The sequence below is a fragment of the Asticcacaulis sp. AC460 genome (assembly GCF_000495795.1).
In the GTDB taxonomy this organism is placed as follows: Bacteria; Pseudomonadota; Alphaproteobacteria; order Caulobacterales; family Caulobacteraceae; genus Asticcacaulis.
The window spans coordinates 94,562-117,622 of the sequence record NZ_AWGD01000004.1 but is presented as its reverse complement, the minus strand read 5'-3'; the positions used below and the strand labels follow the sequence as shown (position 1 = coordinate 117,622).

Genomic DNA, 23,061 nt, shown 5'->3' with positions numbered 1-23,061 from the left:
GAGGAGAAGAAAGGCGTTCCGATTGAATTACGAAGCACGGCTGTTACGCCATCTCCATCAGCGGCGGGGCCTTGCAGTAGCGCTCGATATACTCGCCATGGGTTGGCAGTTTCGCGGCATATTCCGCGATGACTTCTTCGATATCCTTCAGATGGGCGCGGATATCGTCTTCCGGTATCATGTCGACCATCGGGTCGTAGCGCGGCCTTAATCCCTGGCCCAGCAGAACCTGGACCCAGCTTTCCTCGTGGAACAGCTCGGCCGCCGAATGCTTGAAGAACCGCGCCGATGACCGGCACAGATCCAGCCGGTCGGCCAGCGACTCCGGTATCTCCATGTGCTTGAGATAGGCCCAGTAGGGCGTGTCCTCGCGGTCGGTGACCTTGTAGTGGGCGATGATGAAGTCGCGCACGTCGCGGTACTCGAAATCGGTCTGGGCGTTGTATTCCGCGATGTCGCGCGGATCGAAGGACTGCCCCGGGAACAGGGCCAGCAGCCGCAATATTCCCGTCTGGATCAGGTGGATGCTGGTCGATTCCAGCGGCTCGAGGAAGCCGCCGGCCAGGCCAATGGCGACGCAGTTCTTCTCGAAGGCGCGATGGCGCTTGCCGGGACGGAACTTGACCATCCGTGGATCGGCCAACGCCTTGCCGTCGAGGTTTTTCAGCAGGATGGCCGCTGCCTCGTCATCGCCCATTTGCGAGCTCGAAAAGACATGGCCGTTGCCGGTGCGGTGCTGCAGCGGAATGCGCCACTGCCAGCCTGAGCCGTGCGCCGTCGAGCGCGTATAGGGCGTCAGGACGGGCGCATTCTCGCACGGCACGGCCCAGGCACGGTCATTGAGCAGCCAGTGGCTCCAGTCCTCGTAGCCGACACCCAGGGCATCTCCGATCAGCAGGCCGCGCATGCCCGAGCAGTCGATGAACAGGTCGCCGCCGACCGTTTGGCCGCTTTGCAGGACGACATGGTCGATATAGCCGTCGTTGGGCCGCAGCTCGACCCTGGTGATACGGCCCTCGATGCGTTTGACGCCGCGGCCTTCGGCCTGTTTGCGCAGAAACCGGGCATAGAGCGAGGCGTCGAAATGGTAGGCATAGTCGAAGTCGGCCATGGGCGGCGGCTCGTTCGGCTGGCGCGGCCGGAAGCGGTTCATCCGGCAGGCCAGGGTATTGAGCGCATAATGGTCGAAGTCCTTGACCTCGCCCTTTTCGTGCATCTTCAGCCAGAACTGGTGGGTGTGCAGCCACATCAGGTCCGAGCCGATCTTGCCGAAACCGTGGATGTAGGAGTGCCCCTTATCGCGCCAGTTGACGAACTCGATCCCCAGCTTGAAGGTGCCCTGGGTCGCCTGGATGAACTCCGTTTCGTTGAGGTCGAGGAACTGGTTGAACACCTTGATGGCGGGGATGGTGGCTTCGCCGACGCCGATGGTGCCGATCTCTTCGGACTCGACCAGCGTGATGTCGAACCGCCCCAGCAGCAGCTTGGACAGCAGCGCCGCCGTCATCCATCCCGCCGTGCCGCCGCCGACAATGGTGATGGATTTGATCATCGGATTGGCGTGCATGGCGTATCCCCGGATGTCGTTGTTATGGCGTAGTCATAGCGCGGACGGCGGAGCGCTGCAAACGCTTACATGGTGTCGGGTGAGGTTACGCCGCCTCGGTTGCCGTGCTTTGTCGTCCAAACGCCTCTCCGCTCGCATCGAACAGATAGGCCTGCGCCGGGTCGAAATGCAGTCGCACCACATCGCCGTGGCGCACGGAAAAGCCCGCCGGCAAAATGGCACACACCGGCTGATCGGCGCGCGGCATCATGGCATAGACCGCCCGCGTGCTGCCCAGGGTTTCCACCACATCGACCGTGGCGGTTAGAACATTGCCGACGCCCTCGGCCGACAGGCTTTCCGGCCGCACGCCTAAGGTCACCTTGTCGCCCGGTACCGCCTTGCCCGACGCCACAGCGGCCGTGACCTCATCGCCAGTAACCAGCTTGATCCGGACGCCATGGCTCTTCACCGCCGAGATCTCACCAGCGATCAGGTTCATCCGCGGCGACCCCAGAAAGCCCGCCACGAACAGGTTGCGCGGCGCGTCGTAGATGTCCTGCGGCGTGCCGATTTGCTCGACGCCGCCGTCATTGAGCACCACGATGCGGTCGGCCAGAGTCATGGCTTCGACCTGGTCGTGGGTGACATAGATCATGGTCGTCGCCAACTCGCGGTGCAGGCGGGCGAATTCATGCCGCATATGGACGCGCAAGCCGGCGTCCAGGTTCGACAAGGGCTCATCCAGCAGGAACAGCCGCGGCTGGCGGACAATGGCGCGGCCGATGGCGACGCGCTGCCTCTGACCGCCCGACAGCTCGCGTGGGCGCCGGTCCAGCAGGTCCTCGATCCCCAGCATGGCCGCCGCCTTTTCGACGGCCGCCTTGATGTCGCGCTCGGCCATCTTGGCCATGCGCAGGCCGAACGCCATATTGTCGAAGACGTTGAGGTGCGGGTACAGGGCGTAGGACTGAAACACCATGGCGACACCGCGCTGGGCCGGGGCGTCATCCAGCGCCGACTTGCCCTCGATCAGGATATCGCCCTGGGTTGGTGGTTCCAGGCCGGCGATGAGCCGCAGCAGGGTCGATTTACCACAGCCCGACGGGCCGACAATGACCACGAATTCGCCGTCGCGGATGGCGAGATCGACGCCCTTCAGGACGGTGTTCGCCCCGAAGCTCTTCTCTAGTCCGCGCAACTCGACATTGGCCATGGCTTATCCTTTGGCGCGGACCATAACGGCGCCAAGGGCTTATCTCAAGCCCGTCAGAAGGGAAACGCCGTGATGCCCTTGATCCATTCGTCGACGGCCAGGGTCTTGACCGCTGGCGGAGCGGCGCGTTCGCGGCAGTTGGGCCGCTCGCACAGCCGGCACATCGGGCCGGTCTCGACCGCGTTGGGGTTGTTCAGATCGATGCCGCGGGCATAGATCAGCTTGTCGGCGTGTTTCAGCTCGCACCCCAGACCGACGGCCTGTTCCGACCAGGCGCCGTCGCCATAGCCGCGCAGCCCCTTGTCGAGTGTGCGTGATAAGGTGAAATATCGCACCCCGTCCGGGGTCTGGATGACCTGGGTGATGATCCTTCCCGGAGTCTGGAAGGCCTGGTGCAGGTTCCACCGCGGACAGGCGCCACCATATCGCGAAAACGGGAAGTGTCCGGCCGCGAAGCGCTTCGAGACATTGCCGGCAGAGTCGATGCGCATCAGGAAGAACGGCACGCCGCGATGCCCAGGCCGCGATAATGTCGTGAGCCGCTGGGCCGCCTGTTCGAACGAGGTCTCGAACGGCGCCCGCAGCAGTTCGATGTCGTAGGCATTGCTTTCGGCCGTTTCGAGGAACCGGCCGTAGGGCATCAGGGTCGCCGCCGTCAGGTAGTTGATCAGGGCAATTTTATACAGCCGCGATGTCGCCAGGTCCGGCGCCCGCGCCTTTTCGACCATGGCCTTCAGGTCGGCATTGTAATCCGCCAGGGCCAATTGATAGACCACGGCAAACCGACGCGACGAGGCGCCCAGGGTCTCCGAAATCATCAGCCGGCGACGGTGTGGATCGAAGCGGCGCTGATACATCATCATCACCTGGGCCGGCATCAGCCGGATTTCGGTGCCATGCAAAGCCGATAAACGCCGCGCTGCCGATTCTTCCAGGGTGTGCGGATCGCTGCCCAGGATATCGAACAGGCGCTCGCCCAGGTCGTCCAGTTCCGGAAAGAAGTTGTGATGGCTCTGGATCTGGTCGCGCACCCAGTCGGATGGCGACTGGTCGACGGAATCTTCCTCTGCGATGGCAACGACATCGCGCTTCTTGCGTTCGGTATAGGCGCGATAGAGCCGCGTCACCGCTTCGGCGGCCATGGGGGAAGAGGCCACCAGTTCGGAGATTTCCCGCCGCGGCAGGCGCAGGTCCTTGAATAACGGATCGGCGAAGATCTCGACCAGGTCGGCCTCGCCGGAGGGTTCCGAGTCGTCGGTAAAGGTGCGCAGGTCCAGATCGTAGGCCGTGGCCAGCTTCAGCAGTACTTGCGCGGTCACCGGGCGTTGGTTGCGTTCCAGGTGGTTGAGATAGGACGGTGACACGCCCAGGTCCTCGGCCATCTGCGTCTGGCTGAGGTTCAGGTCATAGCGCAGCCGCTTCAGCCGGCCGCCCAGGAAGAGTTTACGTTCGATGTTGGCCATTTTGTAGGTCACAAATTTACAAAGTATAGTCTGTCATAAATTTCCAAATGACGCAAATGGCAGGCTTCGTGATCTTCTCTTCCTTTTAAATGTGGGTTTCTATGCTGTCATGACGCGGCGGAAAACCCGCCCCGAAAGGAGACAGATTATGACACCGCAATTCCCCATTCCCAACCCCTTCGATATGGCCGCGGTCTACGCCGCCTCCCTCGGATTGTTCGCCTCGGGCACCCTGATGGCCGCGCGCCTGAGTGCCCAAACCGCCGCCTCCCCCAAGACCAAGGACTGAAGAAGATGACCACGTTTAAGGATCTGGTTCCCAATGCCCCGCCGGGCCGTTTCGACGGCATCGAGCGGCCCTATACCCCCGAAGAAGTCCTGCGCCTGCGCGGCTCCTTCCCGATCGCCAACACCCTGGCTGAACGCGGCGCCAACCGCCTGTGGGACCTGCTGCACACCGAGCCCTTCATCAACAGCCTGGGCGCCATGACCGGCAACCAGGCCATGCAGATGGTCCGCGCCGGGCTGAAGGCCATTTATCTTTCGGGCTGGCAGGTCGCCGCCGACAGCAACACGGCCTCCAGCATGTATCCGGACCAGTCGTTGTATCCGGCCAATGCGGCGCCGGAACTGTGCCGGCGCATCAACCGCACGCTTCAGCGCGCCGACCAGATCGAGCATTCCGAAGGCGGCGCCAAGCGCGACTGGTTCGCTCCGATCGTCGCCGATGCCGAGGCCGGCTTCGGCGGCCCACTGAACAGTTTCGAGATCATGAAGGCGTTTATCGAGGCGGGCGCCGCCGGCGTCCACTTCGAGGACCAGCTGGCCAGCGAGAAGAAGTGCGGTCACCTGGGCGGCAAGGTGCTGATACCGACCCAGGCGCATGAACGTAACCTGATCGCGGCGCGCCTGGCGGCCGATGTCATGGGCGTTCCGACCCTGACGGTCGCCCGCACCGACGCCGAGTCGGCGCAGCTGATCACTTCGGATGTCGACGAGCGCGACCATCCGTTTATCGAGCGCGACGACCGCACGGTCGAAGGCTTTTATCGCCTGAAGCCAGGTTCGGGCCTGGACCACTGCATCGCCCGCGGCCTGTCCTATGCCAAGTACGCCGATCTGTTGTGGTGGGAGACTTCGCATCCGGATCTCGACGACGCCCGCCGCTTTGCCGAGGCCGTCCACAAGGAGCATCCGGGCAAGCTGCTGGCCTATAACTGCTCGCCGTCCTTCAACTGGAAGGCCAAGCTGGACGACGTCACCATTGCGCGGTTCCAGCGTGAGCTGGGCGCCATGGGCTACAAGTACCAGTTCGTGACCCTGGCCGGGTTCCACGCCTTGAACAATTCCATGTTCGAGCTGGCCGACGGCTATCGCGACCACGGCATGGCGGCGTATTCGGAGCTGCAACAGCGCGAATTCGCCAACGAGTCGCGTGGCTATACGGCGACGCGTCACCAGCGCGAGGTCGGCACGGGCTACTTCGACCGCGTGGCCGAAACCATCACCTCCGGCCGGTCATCGACGACGGCCATGAAGGAATCGACTGAGACGGCGCAATTCGCCGCCGAGTAACTGGGGCGCTGAAAAGGAGTAAGACTATGGAACCCATGATCCGGCCTCAGGCCATTATCGACTACTGCCTGGCCCCGTTGGACCTCAATCCGATGAACGCGGCGGCCGAGGAAACCCGCCGCCGTCTGGAACACGTCATCAAGACCTTCCAGATGCGTCTGCCGCAACCGGTGGCGGTCGACTTTTCTGCCATGCCGACCCTGGTCATCAACGAGGCGGCGCACGGCTACGAATAGGCCTTCACAATAAGAGAAAAAGGGAAGGTTTATGAACCCTCTCCGCGATCACCCCCCGCGGAGAGGGTTTTGTTTTTGACCACGAACCACACGAACCGACACGAACTTCAGGGAGCAGGCAAACCCACAGAGTTCGTGTCGGTTCGTGTGGTTCGTGGTCAAAAATCCTTACTTTTCTTCATGGAAGCTGGACGTTTTCTTCGTATCGGCCGTGAACAGATAGACCAGCAGCGACACCGCGATACAGCCGGTGATGTACCAGAAGAACAGCGACTCATAGCCGATCTTCTTCAGCCACTGCGCCACCAGTTCCACCGAACCGCCGAACAGCGACACCGTGATCGCATAGGGAAGGGCGACACCCAACGCCCGGACATGGGGCGGGAACAGCTCGGCCTTCACCACGGCATTGATCGATGTGTAGCCGCTGACGATGACCAACGCCATCATCACCAAAACAAAGGCCGGCCAGAAGCTGTTAGTCTGGGTCAGGGCCGTCATGATCGGCACCGTTCCCAGCAGGCCCAGCACGCCGAACCCGATCAGCAGGGGGCGGCGCCCGATCCGGTCAGATAGCGCGCCGAACACCGGCTGCAACAGCATGTAGATAAACAGGGTCGCCGCCGACAGAAGCGTGGCCGATTCCTTGGTCCAGCCGGCCGAACCGACCATGAACTTCTGCATATAGGTGGTGTAGGTATAAAACGCAGCCGTCCCGCCCAGGGTCAGGCCGACCACCTGCAGCGCCTGCCACGGGTGGTTCTTCAACAGGGTCATGGTGCGGTTGGCGGCGAACTTGGCCGAGGTTTCGAACGACTCCGTTTCGGCGATATGGCGGCGGATGAACAGCGCCACCACGGCCAGCAGCGCGCCGATAACGAACGGAATGCGCCAACCCCAGTCCGCCAATTCCTTCGCCGTCAGGACATTCTGCAGCAGGATCAGCACGCCCAGGGCTGTCAGTTGCCCCATGATCAGGGTGACGTACTGAAAGCTGGACCAGAAGCCGCGGTCGTGGTTGCCGGCCATTTCCGATAGATAGGTCGCCGAGGCGCCGTATTCGCCGCCGACGCTCAGGCCTTGGAGCATGCGGGCGAACAACAGCAGGATGGGGGCCAGCAGCCCGATGGTCTCATAGGTCGGAATCAGCGCGATGATCAGCGATCCGGCGCACATCAGCAGGATGGAGGCGGTGAGGGCCGTCTTGCGCCCGTAGCGGTCGGCGTACCAGCCCAGGACCCAGCCGCCGATGGGCCGCATCAGGAAGCCGAGCGCGAAGATCGCAGCGGCATTGAGCTGTTGCGTGAGTGGGTCGTCCTTGGGGAAGAAGGCATTGGAGAAATAGAGGGTGAAGGCCGCATAGGCGTACCAATCGTACCATTCAACCAGATTGCCGACCGATCCGCCCAGGATGGAGCCGAGTTTGCTGTGTTTGGCCATGGGGTTCCCTGTTTCTGACGGCGAGGCTTTCACAGTTCAATTGACGAAGCAAGGCGGTTTGTTTTAAGGCTGGCTTGGTTTTCCCGATAAGGTTTCCGGCGTCATGAACGACACTGTCCCGCCCCCCGAAGTCATCTATGTCGACACGCACAAGGTCGCCTGCAACGGCGGCGGCGGTGCGCTGGGCCATCCGCTGGTCTATATTGAGCTGGGTGCGGAAGGCACAGCCGAGTGCGGCTATTGCGACCGCAAGTTCGTCCATCAGGACCACGCCCACGAGTATCACGATCCGTCGCCGCGTCCCGAAGGCGAGCACTAAGCCGTGCGCTTCCTGCACACCATGGTGCGGGTGAAGGACCTGGACGCCGCGCTGTATTTCTTTTGCGACGGCTTGGGGCTGCGTCAGGTCCGCCGCATGGATCACGAAAAGGGCCGGTTCAGCCTGATTTTCCTGTCGGCCGATGAAGATTCGCATATGGGTCCAGCCGATGGTCTGCGCGGCCAGGCCGAGGTCGAGCTGACCTATAACTGGCCGGACGAGAACGGCGAGGTCGAGACCTATACCGGCGGACGCAATTTCGGTCACCTGGCCTATGAGGTCGACGATGTCTATGCCGTCTGCGCCCATTTGCAGGGGATGGGTGTGCTGATCAACCGTCCGCCGCGCGATGGGGTCATGGCGTTTGTGCGTTCACCGGACGGCATCTCGGTCGAACTGCTGCAAAAAGGCGATGCCCTGCCGCCGGCCGAGCCGTGGCACAGCATGCCGAATACGGGCAGTTGGTAGAAAAGCCAAAACGAGCTTATCTTCCTTCTCCCGCCCCGTTCTTCACGGGGAGGGGGGACCGCGAAGCGGTGGGAGGGGCAAATGCGGAATGACGCCAAGATCGAGACAGCGAGGCGATTTCGCAGGAACCTCACGAAATCGGAACTTTGGCTATGGGCGCGGTTAAAAGCCAGGAGCCCGGACGCGCCTGTGTTTCGTCGTCAGCATCCGATTGGCCCCTACATCCTCGATTTTTACTGCGCAAAAGCCCGGCTTTGCGTCGAAGTCGACGGTGAGGTGCATGAATATCACGACAAGATGCGTAGGGATCAAATTCGTGATGCTTGGCTGATAGAGCGCGATATCCAGGTTCACCGGATCGTTGCAGCCGACCTTATGGCCGATCCTGATGACGCTGCTGCAGCCGCAATTCTCTTGGCGCGTCAGCGAATGGCCAAACCCACCTAAAGCCCCTCCCACCGCTTCGCGGTCCCCCCTCCCCGTGAAGAACGGGGCGGGAGAAGAAAATGACCCCGTCCTACAACTGCCATCCCCTGTCGCTTTTGTTTGGCAGAACCGACATATGGCCGTAAGAAGAGGCCAACACTCCGACCAGGCGAATCCCCGACATGGACGACACTTCCAACGCTCCCGAAACCACGGCAGACGCTTCCGGCAAGGGCAAACGCCTGGTCCTGATCGACGGGTCGGGCTATATTTTTCGGGCCTATCACGGCCTGCCGCCCCTGACGCGCAAGTCCGACGGCCTGCCGGTCGGCGCCGTCTCCGGCTTCTGCAACATGCTGGTCAAGCTGATCAAGGAGAACCGCGGCGACGATGCGCCGTCGCACCTGGCCGTTATCTTCGACGCCGGGCCCAAGACCTTCCGCAACGACCTCTATGACGGCTACAAGGCCAACCGGCCGCCTCCGCCCGAAGACCTGATCCCGCAGTTCCCGCTGATCCGCGACGCCACCCGTGCCTTCGGCCTGCCCGCCGTCGAGCTGGACGGCTTCGAAGCCGACGACCTGATCTGCACCTACGCCCATATGGCGGTGGCGCAAGGCTTCGAGGTCACCGTCGTCTCGTCCGACAAGGATCTGATGCAGCTGGTGAACGACAAGGTCTCGATGCTGGACCCGGTCAAGGGCACCCCGGTCGGCCGCGAACAGGTCATCGAAAAGTTCGGCGTGCCGCCTGAACTGGTCATCGATGCCCAATCCCTGATCGGCGATTCCGTCGACAACGTCCCCGGCGCCCCCGGCATCGGTGTGAAAACCGCCGCCCAGCTTCTGCTCGAATATGGCAGCCTGGATGCCGTCCTGGAACGCGCCGGCGAGATCAAACAGGAAAAGCGCCGCCAGACCCTGATCGACTTCAAGGACCAGATCCTGATGTCGCGCGACCTGGTCCGCCTGCGCTGCGACTCACCGGTTACCGTCGAGATCGACACCTTCGTGCTGAAACAGCCGCAGCCCGAGGTCCTGGCGGCGTTTCTCGGTGTGATGGAGTTCAACAGTCTGGCCCGCCGCATCGGCGGCTCGCTGAGCGCGCTGGAGTCCTCGACGGCGCTGTCGCAACTGCCGACCGCGCCGATTTCGCGGCCGCTGTATGGCGCCAAGACCGAACTGGGCGAAAAGCAGCCCTTCGACCTGGATGCCTATGAATGCGTCCAGACGATCGAGCAGCTTCAGACCTGGGTGCGCCGCTGCGAACAGGCTCAGGTGATCGCCGTCGACACCGAAACCGACGACCTGTCGGCCACCCACGCCAAGCTGTGCGGCATCTCGCTGAGCACCGATACCAACTGCGCCTGTTACATTCCGCTGGGTCACCTGGCCAGCGACGGGCTGGACTTCGGCGGTGGAGACGACCTGAAACAGATCCCGCTGGATCAGGCGATTGCCATCCTGAAACCGGTGCTGGAAAACCGCAACATCCTGAAGGTCGGCCAGAACATCAAGTACGACCTCAGCGTCCTCAAGCGTTACGGCATTGAGGTCGCGCCGTATGACGACACTATGCTGATGTCCTATGTCGTCGAAGGCGGGCTGCACGGGCACGGCATGGACGAGCTGTCGGAACTGCACCTCGGCCATACGCCGATCCCGTTCAAACAGGTCGCCGGCAGCGGCAAAAACCTGAAATCTTTCAAGTTCGTCGCTTTGAAGGAAGCGACACAATACGCTGCCGAAGACGCCGATGTCACCCTGCGGCTGTGGCATGTCCTCAAGCCACGCCTGGTCCGCGATCGGCTGAACACGGTCTATGAGACCCTGGAACGCGGCATGCCCAAGGCGCTGTCCGACATGGAGTTGAACGGCATCCGCGTCGACCCGCAGGTCCTGCGCAATCTCAGCCAGGACTTCGGCACGCGGATGAACGCCATCGAGCAGGAGGCCCATGCCCATCTCGGCCGGCCGTTCAATCTCAACTCGCCGCAGCAACTGGGTGTCGTCTTCTTCGACGAGATGAAACTGCCGGGCGGCAAGCGCACCGCCTCTGGCCAATGGGCGACCGACGTCAAGGTGCTGGAAGACATTGCCGAGGGCAAGAACGGCATGGGCGCCGGCCAGACCCTGGCCAGACTGCTGCTCGACTACCGCCAGATGTCGAAGTTGAAGGGCACCTATACCGACGCCCTGGTCGAATATGCCGATCCGGAAACCCAGCGCATCCATACCTCTTTCCACCTGGCCTCGACTACGACCGGGCGTCTGGCGTCGAACGAGCCTAATCTGCAGAACATCCCGATCCGTACCGGTGAAGGCCGCAAGATCCGCACCGCCTTCATCGCCAAGCCGGGCTATAAGCTGATCTCGGCCGACTATTCGCAGATCGAGCTTCGGCTGCTGGCCCATATCGGCGACATCGAGCAGTTGAAGAACGCGTTTTCGAACGGGCTGGACATCCACGCCATGACGGCGTCGGAAATGTTCTCCGTGCCGATGGCCGACATGACGTCCGAAATCCGCCGCCGCGCCAAGGCGATCAATTTCGGTATCATCTACGGCATATCGGGCTTCGGCCTAGCCAACCAGCTTGGCATCGATCAGGGCGAGGCCTCGCGCTACATCAAGACCTATTTCGAGCGCTTCCCCGGCATCAAGGACTATATGGACGAAACCAAGCAGTTCCTGCGCGACAACGGTTTCGTGCAGACCCTGATGGGCCGCAAGATTCATATTCCGGAAATCAACGGCAAGGGCGGGGCCATCAAGGCCTTCGCCGAGCGGGCCGCGATCAATGCCCCGATCCAGGGCACGGCGGCCGACATCATCCGCCGCGCCATGATGCGCATGCAGCCCAGGCTGGACGCTGCCGGGTTTACGACCAGGATGCTGCTTCAGGTCCACGACGAACTGATCTTCGAGGCGCCGGAAGCTGAGGTCGCGGCGGTGATTCCGGTGATCCAGGAGATCATGCAGAACGCGGCCTTGCCGGCAGTGCAGATCAGCGTGCCTTTGGTGGTCGAAGCCAAGGCCGCCAACAACTGGGACGAGGCGCACTGAGTAAGTAAGAGCGCATGTTCTTCTTCCCTCTCCCCGCCTGCGGGGAGAGGACGAGAGCCGAGCGAAGCGTGGGCGATCGGGTGAGGGGCCATCCGAAGCCGATTGTGCACTGGAACGTGAGTATGCCCCTCACCCTTACCCTCTCCCCGTGAAGAACGGGGAGAGGGGATGACCGTTGAGCCATTGCCATGATCGTCAAGAACCTGAACCATATCAACATCCAGACCCGAGACATGGCCGGGACCATCGCCTTCTACGAAGAGCTGCTCGGCCTGGAGGCCCGCATCGCCCCAGAACGCGATCCGTCCCTGCGCCAGTGGCTCTACGACAGCCGCGACATGGCGGTGATCCATCTCAATCTGTGGGGCACCGATAACACCATCGCGCGCGACGTCGTTCCGGGCGGTCACACCGGCGCCATCCACCATGTCGCCTTCGAATGCGATGGCTTCGACGAAATGGTCCGCCGCCTGAAAGCGCGCAATCTCGACTACGGTTTCGCTGAAATTCCCTCGATCAAGCTACGACAGTTGTTCGTCACCGACCCCAACAATGTCCTGCTCGAACTGAATTTTCGCGGCTAGGCTGTAAGAAACCCCGAACCGCGGCGACTATCTGTTCATGACCGCAACCGCTGAACAGGATCGACGCTACCAGGAGGCCGCCGCCGAATACGGCCCGGCCCTGGAACGCCTCGCCCGCGGTTACGAAGCCCATCCCGAACGCTGCCGCGACCTGATCCAGGACATCCACGTCGCCGTGTGGAAGAGCCTGGCCCTGTTCGACGGCCGTTGTTCCACCCGCACCTGGGTCTATCGCGTCGCCCACAACACCGCCACGTCGCATGTGCTGAAGGAACGCCGCCGCGGCGCCTGGGTGACGCTCGACGCCGCCGCCGAAATCAACGACGGCAGCGATATCGAAGCCGACACCAGCCAGGCCCGGGCGCTGCAGAAACTGATGGCCCTGATCCAGAGCCTTGAACCGTCTGATCGCCAAATCATGCTGCTCTATCTCGAAGGCCTGGACGCCGCCGCCATGGCCGAGATCACCGGGCTCAAATCCGGCCACGTCGCCACCCGTATCCACCGTATCAAGGCGCTGCTCAGCCGCCGTTTTCACGCAGGAGGGCCGTCATGAGCGAAGCCCCCGACGATATGACCAACCCCGACTTCCAGAACCTCTGGCAATCGCAACCCAAGGAGATGACCGCCATGTCCCTCGACCAAGTGCATGCCCGCGCCCGCCAGTTCCATACCCATATCAACTGGCGCAACCGTCTCGAACACGTCGCCAGCGCTTTGGTGGTCGTGGTGTTTACCGGCTACGCTATTTTCCTGGACCCTCCGCTGATGAAGCTGGGCTCGGTGCTGATCGTCGCCGCCACCCTGCTGGTCAGCCTGATCCTTGTCGTGCGTGGCCGGGCGGCACCGGTCAGCGACGGCGCCGAGGATTGTCTCGACTTCCATCGTCGTGCCCTGGTGCGGCAACGCAACCTGCTGAGCAGCGCCTGGCTGTGGTACGTGATGCCGTTCGTGCCGGGGTTTGTCATGTTCATGATTCCGACAATCCAGAATTCCGCCGGCGACAAGGGGACGACGGTATGGATTTATCTGGCCATCGCCGTAGTTTTCTTCGGCGGGGTGATCGCGGTCAACCTGCTGGGCGCCCGCGGCCTGCAGAAGGAAATCGACCGGCTGGGGGGGTGAGTCCGCTCACCCTTTCATTCCACTTTGCGCATCGATTCATGCCCGATTGGAATTCGCGGGCGTCTTAAAAAGCTGCGTACTATTCCGCCATAACAAGGCGGCAGGGATGCGCAAACGGCATCGAAGACCCTGCCCGAACAGGCAAGGAAAGCAGATGTCAAGAAAAAGGGTTTCGGCTCGCAGGAGCCTCGCGTGCGGAGCGTCGCTGATCGCTTTGCTCACTATCGCCAGCCAAGCCTCCGCCCAGGATGCGCCGGCTGAAGACAATGTCGTCGTCGTCCAGGGCTTTCGCGGCAGCATCCAGAGCGCCATCTCCGCCAAGCGCAACGAAAGCGGCATTGTCGACGTCATCAAGGCCGAGGACATCGCCGACTTCCCCGACCTGAACCTGGCCGAATCCCTGCAACGCGTTCCGGGCGTCGCCATCACACGCGCCAACGGCGAAGGCCGCCAGATCAGCGTCCGCGGCCTGGGCTCGGAATATACCCGCGTCCGCATCAACGGCATGGAAGCCATCGCCACCACGGGCGGCACGGTCAATTCCGGCGGCACCAACCGCACCCGCGGCTTCGATTTCAACATGTTCGCCTCGGAACTGTTCAATTCCTTAAGCGTCCGCAAATCCGCCTCGGCCGATGTCGAGGAAGGCTCGCTTGGCGCCACGGTCGACCTGCAGACCGCCCGGCCGTTCGATTTCAAGAGCGGCCAATTGGTGGTGTCGGCCCAGGCCAGCTACAACGACCTGGCCCGCGACGTCACCCCGCGCTTCACCATGCTGGCTTCACAACGCTGGGCCGACGGCAAGCTGGGCGCCCTGGCCTCGGTGGCCTACGAAAAGCGCCACATCAAGGAAGAAGGCGCCAACATCACGCGCTGGACCTATGGCGGCGCCAATGGCGGTTTCAACACTGCCTCGACCCTGCCGAACTATACGATCGCCCAGATCAACGACACCAACACGGCGACCGCGCTGTATCACCCGCGCATCCCGTCCTATGTCAGCTACGACATCGAATCCGAGCGCCTGGGCTTGACCGGATCGTTCCAGATGCGGCCGACCGAACATACCCTGGTCACCATCGATGCCCTCTATTCCGACGTCAAGACGACCCGCGACGAAGCCCAGATCCAGGCCATCGGCCTCAGCCGTGCCGGAACGGGCAAGCCGCAAACCATCATCCGCGACGGCGTCGTCGACGGTCGCAACCTGGTCTATGCCGACCTCGACAATGTCGATGTCCGCACGCAATCGGCGTGGGACGAGCTGGAAACCGAGTTCAGCCAGATCAGCCTGTCGGTCCGTCACGACTTCAGCGACCGCCTGCGCGGCACCTTGCTGCTGGGAACGGCTGTGTCGAAGTTCAGCAACCCGGTTTCGACCATCGTCACCTTTGACCGCGCCAACACCCAGGACTTCCGCTACGACTTCCGTTCGCGCATGCCGCTGATCGACTGGGGTTTCGACGTCAAGGATCCGGCTGCCTGGTCGATGAACACCGGCACATCGGAGGTCCGCATCCGCCCCAGCGCGGTGACCAACCGCTTTGACTCGCTCCAGGCCGGCGCCGAATACACGGTCAATGACGGGCTGAAGATCAAGGCCGGCATCGACTATCGCAAGTTCGGACTCGACTCCGAAGGCTATTACCGGACCAGCGAGACGGTGGTGAACACCCTAAGCCCCGCCGACCTGGCCAATGTTTCGACGCAATATACCGGTTTCGGCCGCGGCCTGGACGGGCCCGACGGTGTGGTCACCGGCTGGCTGCGACCCGACCTGCAAAAGTTCGCCGACCTCTACGACATCTACTGCAACTGCGGCATCTATGCCCTGACCGGCACCGGCAATTCGTCGGCGCGCGGCCAGTTCATCACCGTCGACGAAGCCGATCTCGGCCTTTACCTAATGGCCGAATTCCGCACCTCCCTGTTCGGCAAATCCGTGCGCGGCGACGCCGGCCTGCGCCACGTCCAGACCGAGCAGCACTCCGGCGGTTATGCCGCGGTCGGGTCGTCCATCCAGTGGGTCGAGGCCGAACGGACCTACGACATGACCCTGCCGTCGGCCAACCTGGCCATGGACCTGAGCGACGACGTCCTGCTGCGGGTCAGCGCCGCCCAGACCATCGCCCGGCCGTCGATTTCGGCCCTGACGCCGGGCGGCGACGTCGCCATCCAGGGCGCCAACCGGTCGTTTTCGTCGGGCAATCCGTTCATCGAGCCGACCAAGTCGAACAATCTCGACCTGTCGCTGGAATGGTATCCGACGCGCAGCTCGATCTACGCGGTGGGCGTCTTCTACAAGGAGATCAACACCTTCGTTCAGACCCTGCGCCAGGACATCCCGTTCAACCAACTGGGCCTGCCGGACTCGCTGCTGACCGGGACGACGGCGACGACCAGCGATATCTTCGCGGTCAGCCAGCCGATCAATTCTCCGGGCGGCGAGCTGAAGGGTGTGGAGGTGAACATCCAGCGCGACCTCGACTTCCTGCCGGGTTGGGCCAGCCATTTCGGCGTGCTGTTCAACTACACCTTCGTGGATTCGAACATCGAATACCTGACCTCGACCACGCCAGGGGCTGCGACCATCAACGAGACCCTGATCGGCCTGTCGAAGAACGCCGCCAATTTTACGCTGTACTATGAGACGGAAAAGTTCTCGGTGCGCGGTTCGGTGGCCTATCGCGAAGGCTACCTGACGGCGGTGCCGTCCAACGACGGCAACTCGGTCGCCGGGACGAACGCGACGACCAATTTCGACGTCAGCGCGTCGTATAACCTGACCCCGAAGTTCAAGCTGTCGATCGAAGGCATCAACCTGACCGATGAGTTCAACGATCAGTATGTCGACGCGTCCAACCGTCTGCACGTGCGCACCCACACCGGCCGCCAGTTCTTCCTGAGCGGACGGTATAGTTTCTAGTTACGAAGAGGACCCCTCCGCCTCGACGCGTTTCGGCCCATAGGGGGCCTCACTTGCTCGCCACCTCCCCATTGCCATGGGGAGGAGAAGAAAAGGCAGGTGAACTTCTACTTACTTCTCCTCCCTATCGAAGATGGGGAGGTGGCGAGCGAGCGAAGCCGAAGGCGTAGCAAGTCGAGACGGAGGGGTCCTCTTAAAATCCTCCCTGCGACCTGCCGGGCTCTCCCCCGTACCCGGCAGACCTCCCAAAGCACGGCTGTCTCCCGCAGCCGTGCTTCTTTTTGTTTTGCTTCGAAAGGACAGCCTTGTTAGCCTTCACGCCGGATACAAAAAAGCCGCTAAGCGTCCAGGGAAACATGTTCGAGCTCAGCCAGATTCGATGCTTCGTCATCGCCGCCGAAGAGCTGCATTTCGGCCGGGCGGCGGCGCGGCTGAACATGACCCAGCCGCCACTCAGCCGTCAGATCCAGGTGCTGGAACGGATTCTCGGCGTGCCGCTATTCGAACGCACCAGCCGCAGTGTCAAACTGACCCCGGCCGGGCGGGTCTTCCTGCCGGAGGCGCGGCGCATCGTCTGGCTGGCCGAAAGCGCCACCCTGGCCGCGCGCAAGGTGGCCCAGGGCGACGCCGGCCGCATCGGCATCGGCTTTACCGCCGTTTCGGGCTACAGCTTCCTGCCCCAGGTGGTGGCCCAGGCCCGGGCGCGCCTGCCCAATATCGAGCTGGAACTGCGCGAAATGGTGTCGAACCAGCAAGCCGAGGCGCTGCAGACCGGCCTGATCGATATCGGCTTCGTGCGTCAGCCGATGGAACGTCAGGATTTCGAAAGCGAACGTGTGGTCAGCGAAGGCCTGGTGGCGGCCCTGCCGGCGGGCGACCCGCGGCTGAGCCAGGCCGACCTTACCATGCGCGATTTCGATGGCTCACCGCTGATCATGTATTCGCGCGAAGGGGCCGGCTATTTCCATTCCATGCTGGTCGGGCTGTTCGCCGAAGCCCAGGCGCGGCCGGACTATATCCAGCAGGTGACGCAGATCCATTCCATGTTGGGCCTGGTCAGCGCGGGCCTAGGGGTAGCGATCGTACCGCGTACGGCGACCAGCCTGCACCTGGCGGGGGTACAGTATCGCGACATTGCCACCGTGCCGGAAAAACCGGTCGAGCTGTACATGTGCTGGCGCCGCGACAATGCCAACCCGGCCCTGGCCGCTATGCGCGACCTGTGCCGCGACGTCGCCCCGCGGATCGTCTAGGTCTGACCGGTTTCGATGACGAAGGCCTTCAGCTCGACCATCTTGCCGTCGCGAAAGCGCCAGACATCGCTGTAGGCATTGTGCGTCACCCGGCCATAGTCGGACTCGCCTTCGATCTCACCGACCGCCACCAGATAATCGCCATCGGCAATCAGGCGCGTGACCGTAAATTTCGGTGGCATCGCATAGGCCTTGGCTATCCATGCCCGCAGCGCCGCCTTGCCCGTGATCGTCATGTCGCCGACCGCCGTCCATTCGATGTCGTCAGAGCAGAAGGACAGGAAGCCTTCGATGTCGCCTTGGGTAACGGCGGCATTGGCGCTTTGCAGGATCGTCTTGTTCGCTTCGGACATGCCGGCCTCCTTAAGGGTTGGCAGACCATGGCGATGTGTGCCGGCAAAATGCAATGAGGATCTGGTCGCATCCGAGGCGTTGCGTTTTCAGCAAAACCTCACAACGCCCTCATGCCGTTCACGGGCGCGGCATGTACCCTAAAAGACTGTTTGGAAAGCCGTCGGGCTGAGCCGAAAAGGGCTGGTTTCGAGAACCGGAGCGGAGCGTACGTTTGTACGTGAGCACCGGAAGCGCAGAAAACGGCACTTTGCAGGCCAGCTGGACGGAGTTTCCAAACAGTCTTTTAGGCTCTGACAACCTTATGGGGAAGACATGCGTATCCTGATCGTGAACCCGCCGCATCCGGCGATCGGCAGCCGTATCCCCGACGATCATCTGCCGCCGCTGGGGCTGCTGTCGATCGGCGGGCCGCTGATCGATGACGGCCACGACGTCACCCTGCTGGATGCCGAATTCGGCCCCATGCCGCTGGACGAAATCTGCCGCAACATCGCCGACCACGCGCCGGACCTGCTGCTGCTGGGCCATTCCGGCTCGACCTCGGCCCACCCGATCGCAGGCCTTATCGCCGCCGGCGCCAAAGCCCGCCTGCCCAGCCTCAAAGTCATCTATGGCGGCGTCTTTCCGACCTATCACTGGCAAGACATCCTGCGCGACGAAGCGCAGTTCGACTACATCGTCTGCGGCGAAGGCGAGGAAACCTGCCGCGATCTGATCCGCGCCCTGACCCGCAACACCGACCTCGCCGCCGTCAAAGGCATTGCCTTCCGCCGCAGCGACGCCCCGCATAAGACCCCGTCGCGTGAGATGCTGGCTGACCTCGACGCCTGGCGCATCGGCTGGGAGCTGATCGACTTCGCCCGCTATTCCTACTGGGGCCGCAAACGCGCGGTGGTGGTCCAGTTCTCGCGCGGCTGTCCCCATCCGTGCAACTACTGCGGCCAGCGCGGCTTCTGGACGCAATGGCGCCACCGCAACCCGGAACGCTTCGCCGCCGAAATCGCCCGGCTGCACCGCGACCACGGCGTCGAAGTGTTCAACTTCGCCGACGAAAACCCGACCTCGTCGAAGAAGATGTGGAAGCGATTCCTCGAAGCCCTGATCGCCGAAAACGTGTCGGTCACCCTGGTCGGCTCGACACGGGCCGACGACATCGTGCGCGACCGCGACCACCTGCACCTCTACAAACAGGCCGGGGTCGAACGCTTCCTGATGGGCATGGAAAACACTGACGAAGCCGTCCTCAGCAAGATCCGCAAGGGCGGCTCGACCACCACGGACCGCGAAGCCATCCGGCTGATGCGGCTACACGGCATGCTGTCCATGGCGACCTGGGTGGTGGGCTTCGAGGAGGAAACCGACGCCGACTACTGGCGTCAGCTGCGCCAGCTCCTGGCCTATGATCCGGACCAGATCCAGAGCGTCTATGTCACGCCCCACCGCTGGACGCCGTTTTTCGGCCTGGCCAAGGGGCGTGAGGTCATCCAGACCGACCAGAGCAAGTGGGACTATAAGCACCAGGTCCTGGCCACGCGCCATGTGCCGCCCTGGCGCGTCTTTGTGTGGGTCAAGGCCATCGAGGTCATCATGCAGACGCGGCCGAAAGCCTTGTGGCGACTGCTCACCCTGGGCGATCCGAAGCTGCGCCATGCCCAACGCTGGTACTACCAGATGGGCCGTCGGGTGTGGTTCCACGAACTGTTCGGCTTCCTGTTCCGCGATAAGCGGTTAAAGAAGGGCCCGAGCGTCGAAACCTTCTGGGGCGAGAGCCTGGAGGCGCATGAGGAAGCCCTGGCGCGGCCGGTGCGGATGACGCGGCTTATCGCGGAAGGCCGCCGCTCAGCACCACAAGTCCCAGCACAATAAGCCCGGCGCCGAAAAGAGCGAGCGCAACGACGACCGCCAGCCGCGAGCCGAACCGACCGGAGACGGCGGGCCGCTGGATGCCGCCTTCACCATTGGCGATCCAGTGATCTTCGATGGCGCGCAGATGGAGCTCGTACTGGACTTCCAGCCGTTGCAGCCGCCAGGCTATAAAGGCCATCAGTACGGTCGCCGTGCCCAACGCCATGCCGGCGGTACCAAGCAGCGGCGTGCTCAGACCCAGGCCGCGCAGCAGAAACGCCACGGCAATCAGGCAGAAGATATGAAAGGCGATGCTCTGCCAGAAGGCCCGGCCGAAATGGAGCCATCGTTCGTTCAAGGCGGCATATTGGGTATGAAGGAGTTTTGTCATAATGGTTTTGGGCTTTCTCTAAGGCTTGCTTAGTTTTGCAAGACCCAAAGGGTTAAATGCCCCTTCCCAGAGCGTCTATTAGTTAAAGGTGGGGTGCAGAAAACTTACGTCATACTGCATTTTATGAAGATGTCTGCTTTGTCTCCTAAAAATTTTTCAAGCACTAAATGTCCAGAACTTTCCGCCAGACTACGTGCAACCGGAGGCAACTCAAGACGCGCTCTGGAAAAATCATCTAGGGGAATTGGCTGACTGCTTTCGGGCGGCTCAATTCGTAAGACATTATTCTTTCCGATTAAGAGATAAGCTTGACCAAGTGCATTCTTTGATTGCGCTCTAGAGGCGGCAGAAAACGCGGTCTTTACCCAGTGAAGCAATCCTCCCCGCCTCTGTGACTCCTTCACCGTAAAGGCGTCGTCGCCGGTTCCAATGGTCAGAATGCGGATATTTTCTCGGGGTACGTCGTAGCAAGATAGTGCGTCAACTAAGGCGTTCATGATAGGATTGTTAGCCCACAGCCCGCCGTCAATCATGATGTAGCCATCGTTTAGGACGCCCGGATAATATGTTGGAGCGGCCGAAGTATGAAGCGCGACATCGGAAAACTTTTTATGCCGATCTTTCTGATAGTCTGGGTGATGGGGTGTCTTGTAAATAAAAGGTTCGCCACGCAACCCGTCGAAGCTGGGCACCACAAGCCTTACTTTAGCACTGTCAATCACCTGCTCACCAAAGACCTTCAGCAATTCATTATGCAACTGGCTCTGGTCATGTTTAGGAGCAAACGCATGTTGCAGGCCACGCCAAAAGCCCAAACCCTTCGACGAAGGAAATATAAGCTTTCCTTGCTCGGTATAGATGTTTAAGGCCTCTTTGGCGGACATTCCTTTGCCTAGCGCTAGGGCAATTATTCCACCAGTCGAAGTGCCGGCGATGAGATCAAAATAGTTGGCAATCGACTCACCGTTCAAAAAACGATGCTCGATTTCCGCGAGATAGGAGGCGGGAAAAATGCCCTTAATGCCTCCACCGTCGATAGACAGAATGCGGAAGAGCCGATCTTTTGGCCAGGGTTGTTTGACCCGTGTTTGTTGAATGGTCCCCGCGGAGCGCAGTGGCGGCACATAATTCATGTTCGTTCTTTCAATTCGTGTTCACATGTCGTCCGCCACCGCGCCATTCGCCAGTTAGCGCCCAAAATTCGTAGCAGCAGAGCCAATCTATTGTGAATGGCACGACGGTTTCCGCAATTAACTTGTCGGGCGACCACTCATCGGTTTCTGGATCGAACAAACACAAGCGGAAGTTCTCTGGTGTACCGTAAATATGCGGAAGGGGACCTTCACTATTATCGGGTTGCACTATGAGTTGAGGCTTTAGAATTTTAACATAAGGAGAGCCATTATCGTATACTATTTCGATTTCGTAGGTAGAGAACTGAGGTGACATCCGACCCGTCCAACGTGCAGAAATCGCGGATCGATTGACCCGCGAAACTCTGAACATTGGCCATAACGCCGCCATCGTTTTAATCTGCTGATCTAATCCGATCATTTTGGCCAGTCGCCCATGAATGTATGGGGCGCCGCGCGGACGAGTGATGGCTGTGTAAGTGCTAGCCCCGCTGTTGGCAGGAGTAATCTGCCCGTTCGCGAATAGGCCGGCGTCGCCGCCTTAACGGCTGAACCAACAGTTGTTGCCAGACTGTCGATTGATCGCGTGACTACGCGTTGACCAAACATGCTGCGCAACCAGTCCTGAAGTTCAATGGGATTGAACGCCTTGCGCTTCGCCTTTTCGATGCCGTCAATGAATCGCAGCAGGAAGTTGGCGTAACGGTTCTGCTGTACGAGTGTTTCCGGCCAACGGTCAGTGAAGACGTCGGCAGAATATACAGGGTTCTCGATGTGGAGTTGCTTACCAAGCGCCGTTGCAGAACGGATATCGGCGACGATCCAACGAGCGATCCGCAGGATCATGTCAGTCAACGACGAGTTCGGCTGAGCAGCAACGGCAGCATAACGCGAGAGCATGACCGACGGCGGCATCCGTTCGTCGAGGTCGGCATACATAATGTTCCGATGACGCTTCAAGATTTGAAGCGCGAGAGTGGCCGTATTCTTCACGACAAATTGCGTTTGGTCGGGGACGTCGTCGACTTCGGCATCGGCCTTTTCAAGCCTATTCATTTCGAGCCAACGGTTACGGAACGCTTCCATGACTTGTTGTTCTTCGGGCGTCTTAGACTTGTACCATTCATTGAAGCCGTAGGCGTTCATTTCCACCAGCTTGTCTAAGGCGGAAGTTGTCGGTCCCTTTGCGTGCATGATCCGGCTTTGCCGATCAGGAGTATAGTCGTCGCGTATCGACGGGGTAATGTCGATGTGCATATGGTCGTTGTATTGAAGCGTTACGCATCGTGTTTGCCTGGTGACCTTCTCGACTGGGTACGAAGCCAAGGCTTTTCCAAGCTCTGTTAGGACATACAGCGGCGATTTTCCGCGGAACGCTGTGCCCAACTGTGCAACAATATCGATGTCATATTCGTCGTCAGTGCCGCGCGACGAAATCGTAGCGTCAATTGCCATGGACCCTTGCGGGTAAAAGTGCTCGATCTGGTCCTTAAACGCACAGGTTTCAGCGGATAGGAAGTTTCGCACAGCTTCATATCGTTTCACAGCCTTTGCATGGAGCGAGGGCGGCAACTGGATGCTAAACGCAATTTCCGCAAAGATACGGTCGATAGGATCTTCGAAGGGATTGATCCCGGTAGGATTTGGTGTCGTCACGTGTATTCTCTCGGTTTATCTAGATGTTCATGATGGCGCC

Annotated in this window: 21 protein-coding genes; 13 read left to right on the top strand and 8 right to left on the bottom strand. The window is 61.2% G+C overall.

The annotated features are described in order from the left end of the window. Window positions 1-43: 43 nt before the first annotated feature. The 3 genes from ABAC460_RS28185 to ABAC460_RS28175 all read right to left on the bottom strand — a co-directional run bounded on the left by ABAC460_RS28185 (window position 44) and on the right by ABAC460_RS28175 (window position 4,225). Window positions 44-1,567: a tryptophan halogenase family protein gene (locus tag ABAC460_RS28185; protein WP_023451944.1), complete on the bottom strand. Its 1,524-nt coding sequence runs from the start codon at window positions 1,565-1,567 to the stop codon at window positions 44-46. 85 nt (window positions 1,568-1,652) lie between these two features. Further along, window positions 1,653-2,762: an ABC transporter ATP-binding protein gene (locus tag ABAC460_RS28180; protein WP_023451943.1), complete on the bottom strand. Its 1,110-nt coding sequence runs from the start codon at window positions 2,760-2,762 to the stop codon at window positions 1,653-1,655. Window positions 2,763-2,815: 53 nt separating this feature from the next. Continuing rightward, entirely contained in the window at window positions 2,816-4,225 is a 1,410-nt protein-coding gene (locus ABAC460_RS28175; protein WP_023451942.1) for a helix-turn-helix domain-containing protein, read from the bottom strand. Window positions 4,226-4,373: 148 nt separating this feature from the next. Between ABAC460_RS28175 and ABAC460_RS49525 the strand changes: the two genes are divergently transcribed. From ABAC460_RS49525 to ABAC460_RS28165, 3 genes are read left to right on the top strand one after another with little or no spacing between them, the layout of a single operon-like run. After that, window positions 4,374-4,514: a hypothetical protein gene (locus ABAC460_RS49525; RefSeq protein ID WP_023451941.1), complete on the top strand. Its 141-nt coding sequence runs from the start codon at window positions 4,374-4,376 to the stop codon at window positions 4,512-4,514. Window positions 4,515-4,519: 5 nt separating this feature from the next. Beyond that, the gene (gene aceA, locus ABAC460_RS28170) at window positions 4,520-5,800 is read left to right on the top strand and encodes an isocitrate lyase (RefSeq protein WP_023451940.1); all 1,281 of its coding nucleotides are present in this window, start codon (window positions 4,520-4,522) and stop codon (window positions 5,798-5,800) included. A gap of 26 nt (window positions 5,801-5,826) precedes the next feature. Next, window positions 5,827-6,036 carry a hypothetical protein gene (locus ABAC460_RS28165; protein WP_023451939.1) on the top strand — a complete coding sequence of 70 codons (210 nt, stop codon included), beginning with the start codon at window positions 5,827-5,829 and terminating at the stop codon, window positions 6,034-6,036. Window positions 6,037-6,204: 168 nt separating this feature from the next. Here the strand turns inward: ABAC460_RS28165 and ABAC460_RS28160 are convergent, their stop codons facing one another. Then, window positions 6,205-7,476, bottom strand: a complete 1,272-nt coding sequence (locus ABAC460_RS28160) for an MFS transporter (RefSeq protein WP_023451938.1) — start codon at window positions 7,474-7,476, stop codon at window positions 6,205-6,207. Between the two features lie 103 nt (window positions 7,477-7,579). Here ABAC460_RS28160 and ABAC460_RS28155 point away from each other — a divergent pair, with 103 nt between their 5' ends. From ABAC460_RS28155 to ABAC460_RS28115, 9 genes are all read left to right on the top strand, one after another. Then, on the top strand, window positions 7,580-7,795 hold the full coding sequence (locus ABAC460_RS28155) for a zinc-finger domain-containing protein (protein WP_023451937.1): 216 nt from the start codon (window positions 7,580-7,582) through the stop codon (window positions 7,793-7,795). A gap of 3 nt (window positions 7,796-7,798) precedes the next feature. Beyond that, window positions 7,799-8,263 carry a lactoylglutathione lyase gene (locus tag ABAC460_RS28150; RefSeq protein WP_023451936.1) on the top strand — a complete coding sequence of 155 codons (465 nt, stop codon included), beginning with the start codon at window positions 7,799-7,801 and terminating at the stop codon, window positions 8,261-8,263. Window positions 8,264-8,344: 81 nt separating this feature from the next. Continuing rightward, on the top strand, window positions 8,345-8,710 hold the full coding sequence (locus tag ABAC460_RS28145; RefSeq protein ID WP_023451935.1) for an endonuclease domain-containing protein: 366 nt from the start codon (window positions 8,345-8,347) through the stop codon (window positions 8,708-8,710). Between the two features lie 161 nt (window positions 8,711-8,871). Next, on the top strand, window positions 8,872-11,754 hold the full coding sequence (gene polA / locus ABAC460_RS28140) for a DNA polymerase I (protein ID WP_023451934.1): 2,883 nt from the start codon (window positions 8,872-8,874) through the stop codon (window positions 11,752-11,754). 188 nt (window positions 11,755-11,942) lie between these two features. Continuing rightward, window positions 11,943-12,338, top strand: a complete 396-nt coding sequence (locus tag ABAC460_RS28135) for a VOC family protein (RefSeq protein ID WP_023451933.1) — start codon at window positions 11,943-11,945, stop codon at window positions 12,336-12,338. Between the two features lie 37 nt (window positions 12,339-12,375). Then, window positions 12,376-12,894: an RNA polymerase sigma factor gene (locus tag ABAC460_RS28130; protein ID WP_023451932.1), complete on the top strand. Its 519-nt coding sequence runs from the start codon at window positions 12,376-12,378 to the stop codon at window positions 12,892-12,894. Then, entirely contained in the window at window positions 12,891-13,463 is a 573-nt protein-coding gene (locus tag ABAC460_RS48070) for a hypothetical protein (protein WP_023451931.1), read from the top strand. Before ABAC460_RS28130 ends, ABAC460_RS48070 begins: the two co-directional genes overlap by 4 nt. Before the next feature lie 214 nt (window positions 13,464-13,677). Continuing rightward, complete coding sequence (locus tag ABAC460_RS28120) at window positions 13,678-16,389, top strand: TonB-dependent receptor (protein ID WP_023451930.1); 2,712 nt, start codon at window positions 13,678-13,680, stop codon at window positions 16,387-16,389. A gap of 356 nt (window positions 16,390-16,745) precedes the next feature. Beyond that, complete coding sequence (locus tag ABAC460_RS28115; RefSeq protein WP_023451929.1) at window positions 16,746-17,642, top strand: LysR substrate-binding domain-containing protein; 897 nt, start codon at window positions 16,746-16,748, stop codon at window positions 17,640-17,642. Here the strand turns inward: ABAC460_RS28115 and ABAC460_RS28110 are convergent. After that, the gene (locus ABAC460_RS28110) at window positions 17,639-17,995 is read right to left on the bottom strand and encodes a nuclear transport factor 2 family protein (protein WP_023451928.1); all 357 of its coding nucleotides are present in this window, start codon (window positions 17,993-17,995) and stop codon (window positions 17,639-17,641) included. The genes ABAC460_RS28115 and ABAC460_RS28110 overlap by 4 nt on opposite strands. 313 nt (window positions 17,996-18,308) lie before the next feature. Between ABAC460_RS28110 and bchE the strand changes: the two genes are divergently transcribed. After that, window positions 18,309-19,862: a magnesium-protoporphyrin IX monomethyl ester anaerobic oxidative cyclase gene (gene bchE, locus ABAC460_RS28105; RefSeq protein WP_023451927.1), complete on the top strand. Its 1,554-nt coding sequence runs from the start codon at window positions 18,309-18,311 to the stop codon at window positions 19,860-19,862. Here the strand turns inward: bchE and ABAC460_RS28100 are convergent. The 3 genes from ABAC460_RS28100 to ABAC460_RS28090 all read right to left on the bottom strand — a co-directional run bounded on the left by ABAC460_RS28100 (window position 19,816) and on the right by ABAC460_RS28090 (window position 23,021). Continuing rightward, complete coding sequence (locus ABAC460_RS28100; protein ID WP_023451926.1) at window positions 19,816-20,232, bottom strand: hypothetical protein; 417 nt, start codon at window positions 20,230-20,232, stop codon at window positions 19,816-19,818. The two genes, bchE and ABAC460_RS28100, sit on opposite strands and share 47 nt — an antisense overlap. A 104-nt stretch (window positions 20,233-20,336) precedes the next feature. Then, entirely contained in the window at window positions 20,337-21,365 is a 1,029-nt protein-coding gene (locus ABAC460_RS28095) for a CBASS cGAMP-activated phospholipase (protein WP_023451925.1), read from the bottom strand. Between the two features lie 417 nt (window positions 21,366-21,782). Next, window positions 21,783-23,021: a nucleotidyltransferase domain-containing protein gene (locus tag ABAC460_RS28090; RefSeq protein WP_023451924.1), complete on the bottom strand. Its 1,239-nt coding sequence runs from the start codon at window positions 23,019-23,021 to the stop codon at window positions 21,783-21,785. Window positions 23,022-23,061: the final 40 nt, after the last annotated feature.

Bases quoted from the DNA above. Each gene is read 5' to 3' on its own strand.
- ABAC460_RS28095 (WP_023451925.1), bottom strand. From the start codon at position 21,365: ATGAATTATGTGCCGCCACTGCGCTCCGCGGGGACCATTCAACAAACA.
- bchE (WP_023451927.1), top strand. From the start codon at position 18,309: ATGCGTATCCTGATCGTGAACCCGCCGCATCCGGCGATCGGCAGCCGT.
- ABAC460_RS28180 (WP_023451943.1), bottom strand. From the start codon at position 2,762: ATGGCCAATGTCGAGTTGCGCGGACTAGAGAAGAGCTTCGGGGCGAAC.
- ABAC460_RS28160 (WP_023451938.1), bottom strand. From the start codon at position 7,476: ATGGCCAAACACAGCAAACTCGGCTCCATCCTGGGCGGATCGGTCGGC.
- ABAC460_RS28175 (WP_023451942.1), bottom strand. From the start codon at position 4,225: ATGGCCAACATCGAACGTAAACTCTTCCTGGGCGGCCGGCTGAAGCGG.
- ABAC460_RS28100 (WP_023451926.1), bottom strand. From the start codon at position 20,232: ATGACAAAACTCCTTCATACCCAATATGCCGCCTTGAACGAACGATGG.
- aceA (WP_023451940.1), top strand. From the start codon at position 4,520: ATGACCACGTTTAAGGATCTGGTTCCCAATGCCCCGCCGGGCCGTTTC.
- ABAC460_RS28110 (WP_023451928.1), bottom strand. From the start codon at position 17,995: ATGTCCGAAGCGAACAAGACGATCCTGCAAAGCGCCAATGCCGCCGTT.
- ABAC460_RS28185 (WP_023451944.1), bottom strand. From the start codon at position 1,567: ATGCACGCCAATCCGATGATCAAATCCATCACCATTGTCGGCGGCGGC.
- ABAC460_RS49525 (WP_023451941.1), top strand. From the start codon at position 4,374: ATGACACCGCAATTCCCCATTCCCAACCCCTTCGATATGGCCGCGGTC.
- ABAC460_RS48070 (WP_023451931.1), top strand. From the start codon at position 12,891: ATGAGCGAAGCCCCCGACGATATGACCAACCCCGACTTCCAGAACCTC.
- ABAC460_RS28155 (WP_023451937.1), top strand. From the start codon at position 7,580: ATGAACGACACTGTCCCGCCCCCCGAAGTCATCTATGTCGACACGCAC.
- ABAC460_RS28130 (WP_023451932.1), top strand. From the start codon at position 12,376: ATGACCGCAACCGCTGAACAGGATCGACGCTACCAGGAGGCCGCCGCC.
- ABAC460_RS28135 (WP_023451933.1), top strand. From the start codon at position 11,943: ATGATCGTCAAGAACCTGAACCATATCAACATCCAGACCCGAGACATG.
- polA (WP_023451934.1), top strand. From the start codon at position 8,872: ATGGACGACACTTCCAACGCTCCCGAAACCACGGCAGACGCTTCCGGC.
- ABAC460_RS28145 (WP_023451935.1), top strand. From the start codon at position 8,345: ATGCGGAATGACGCCAAGATCGAGACAGCGAGGCGATTTCGCAGGAAC.
- ABAC460_RS28115 (WP_023451929.1), top strand. From the start codon at position 16,746: ATGTTCGAGCTCAGCCAGATTCGATGCTTCGTCATCGCCGCCGAAGAG.
- ABAC460_RS28165 (WP_023451939.1), top strand. From the start codon at position 5,827: ATGGAACCCATGATCCGGCCTCAGGCCATTATCGACTACTGCCTGGCC.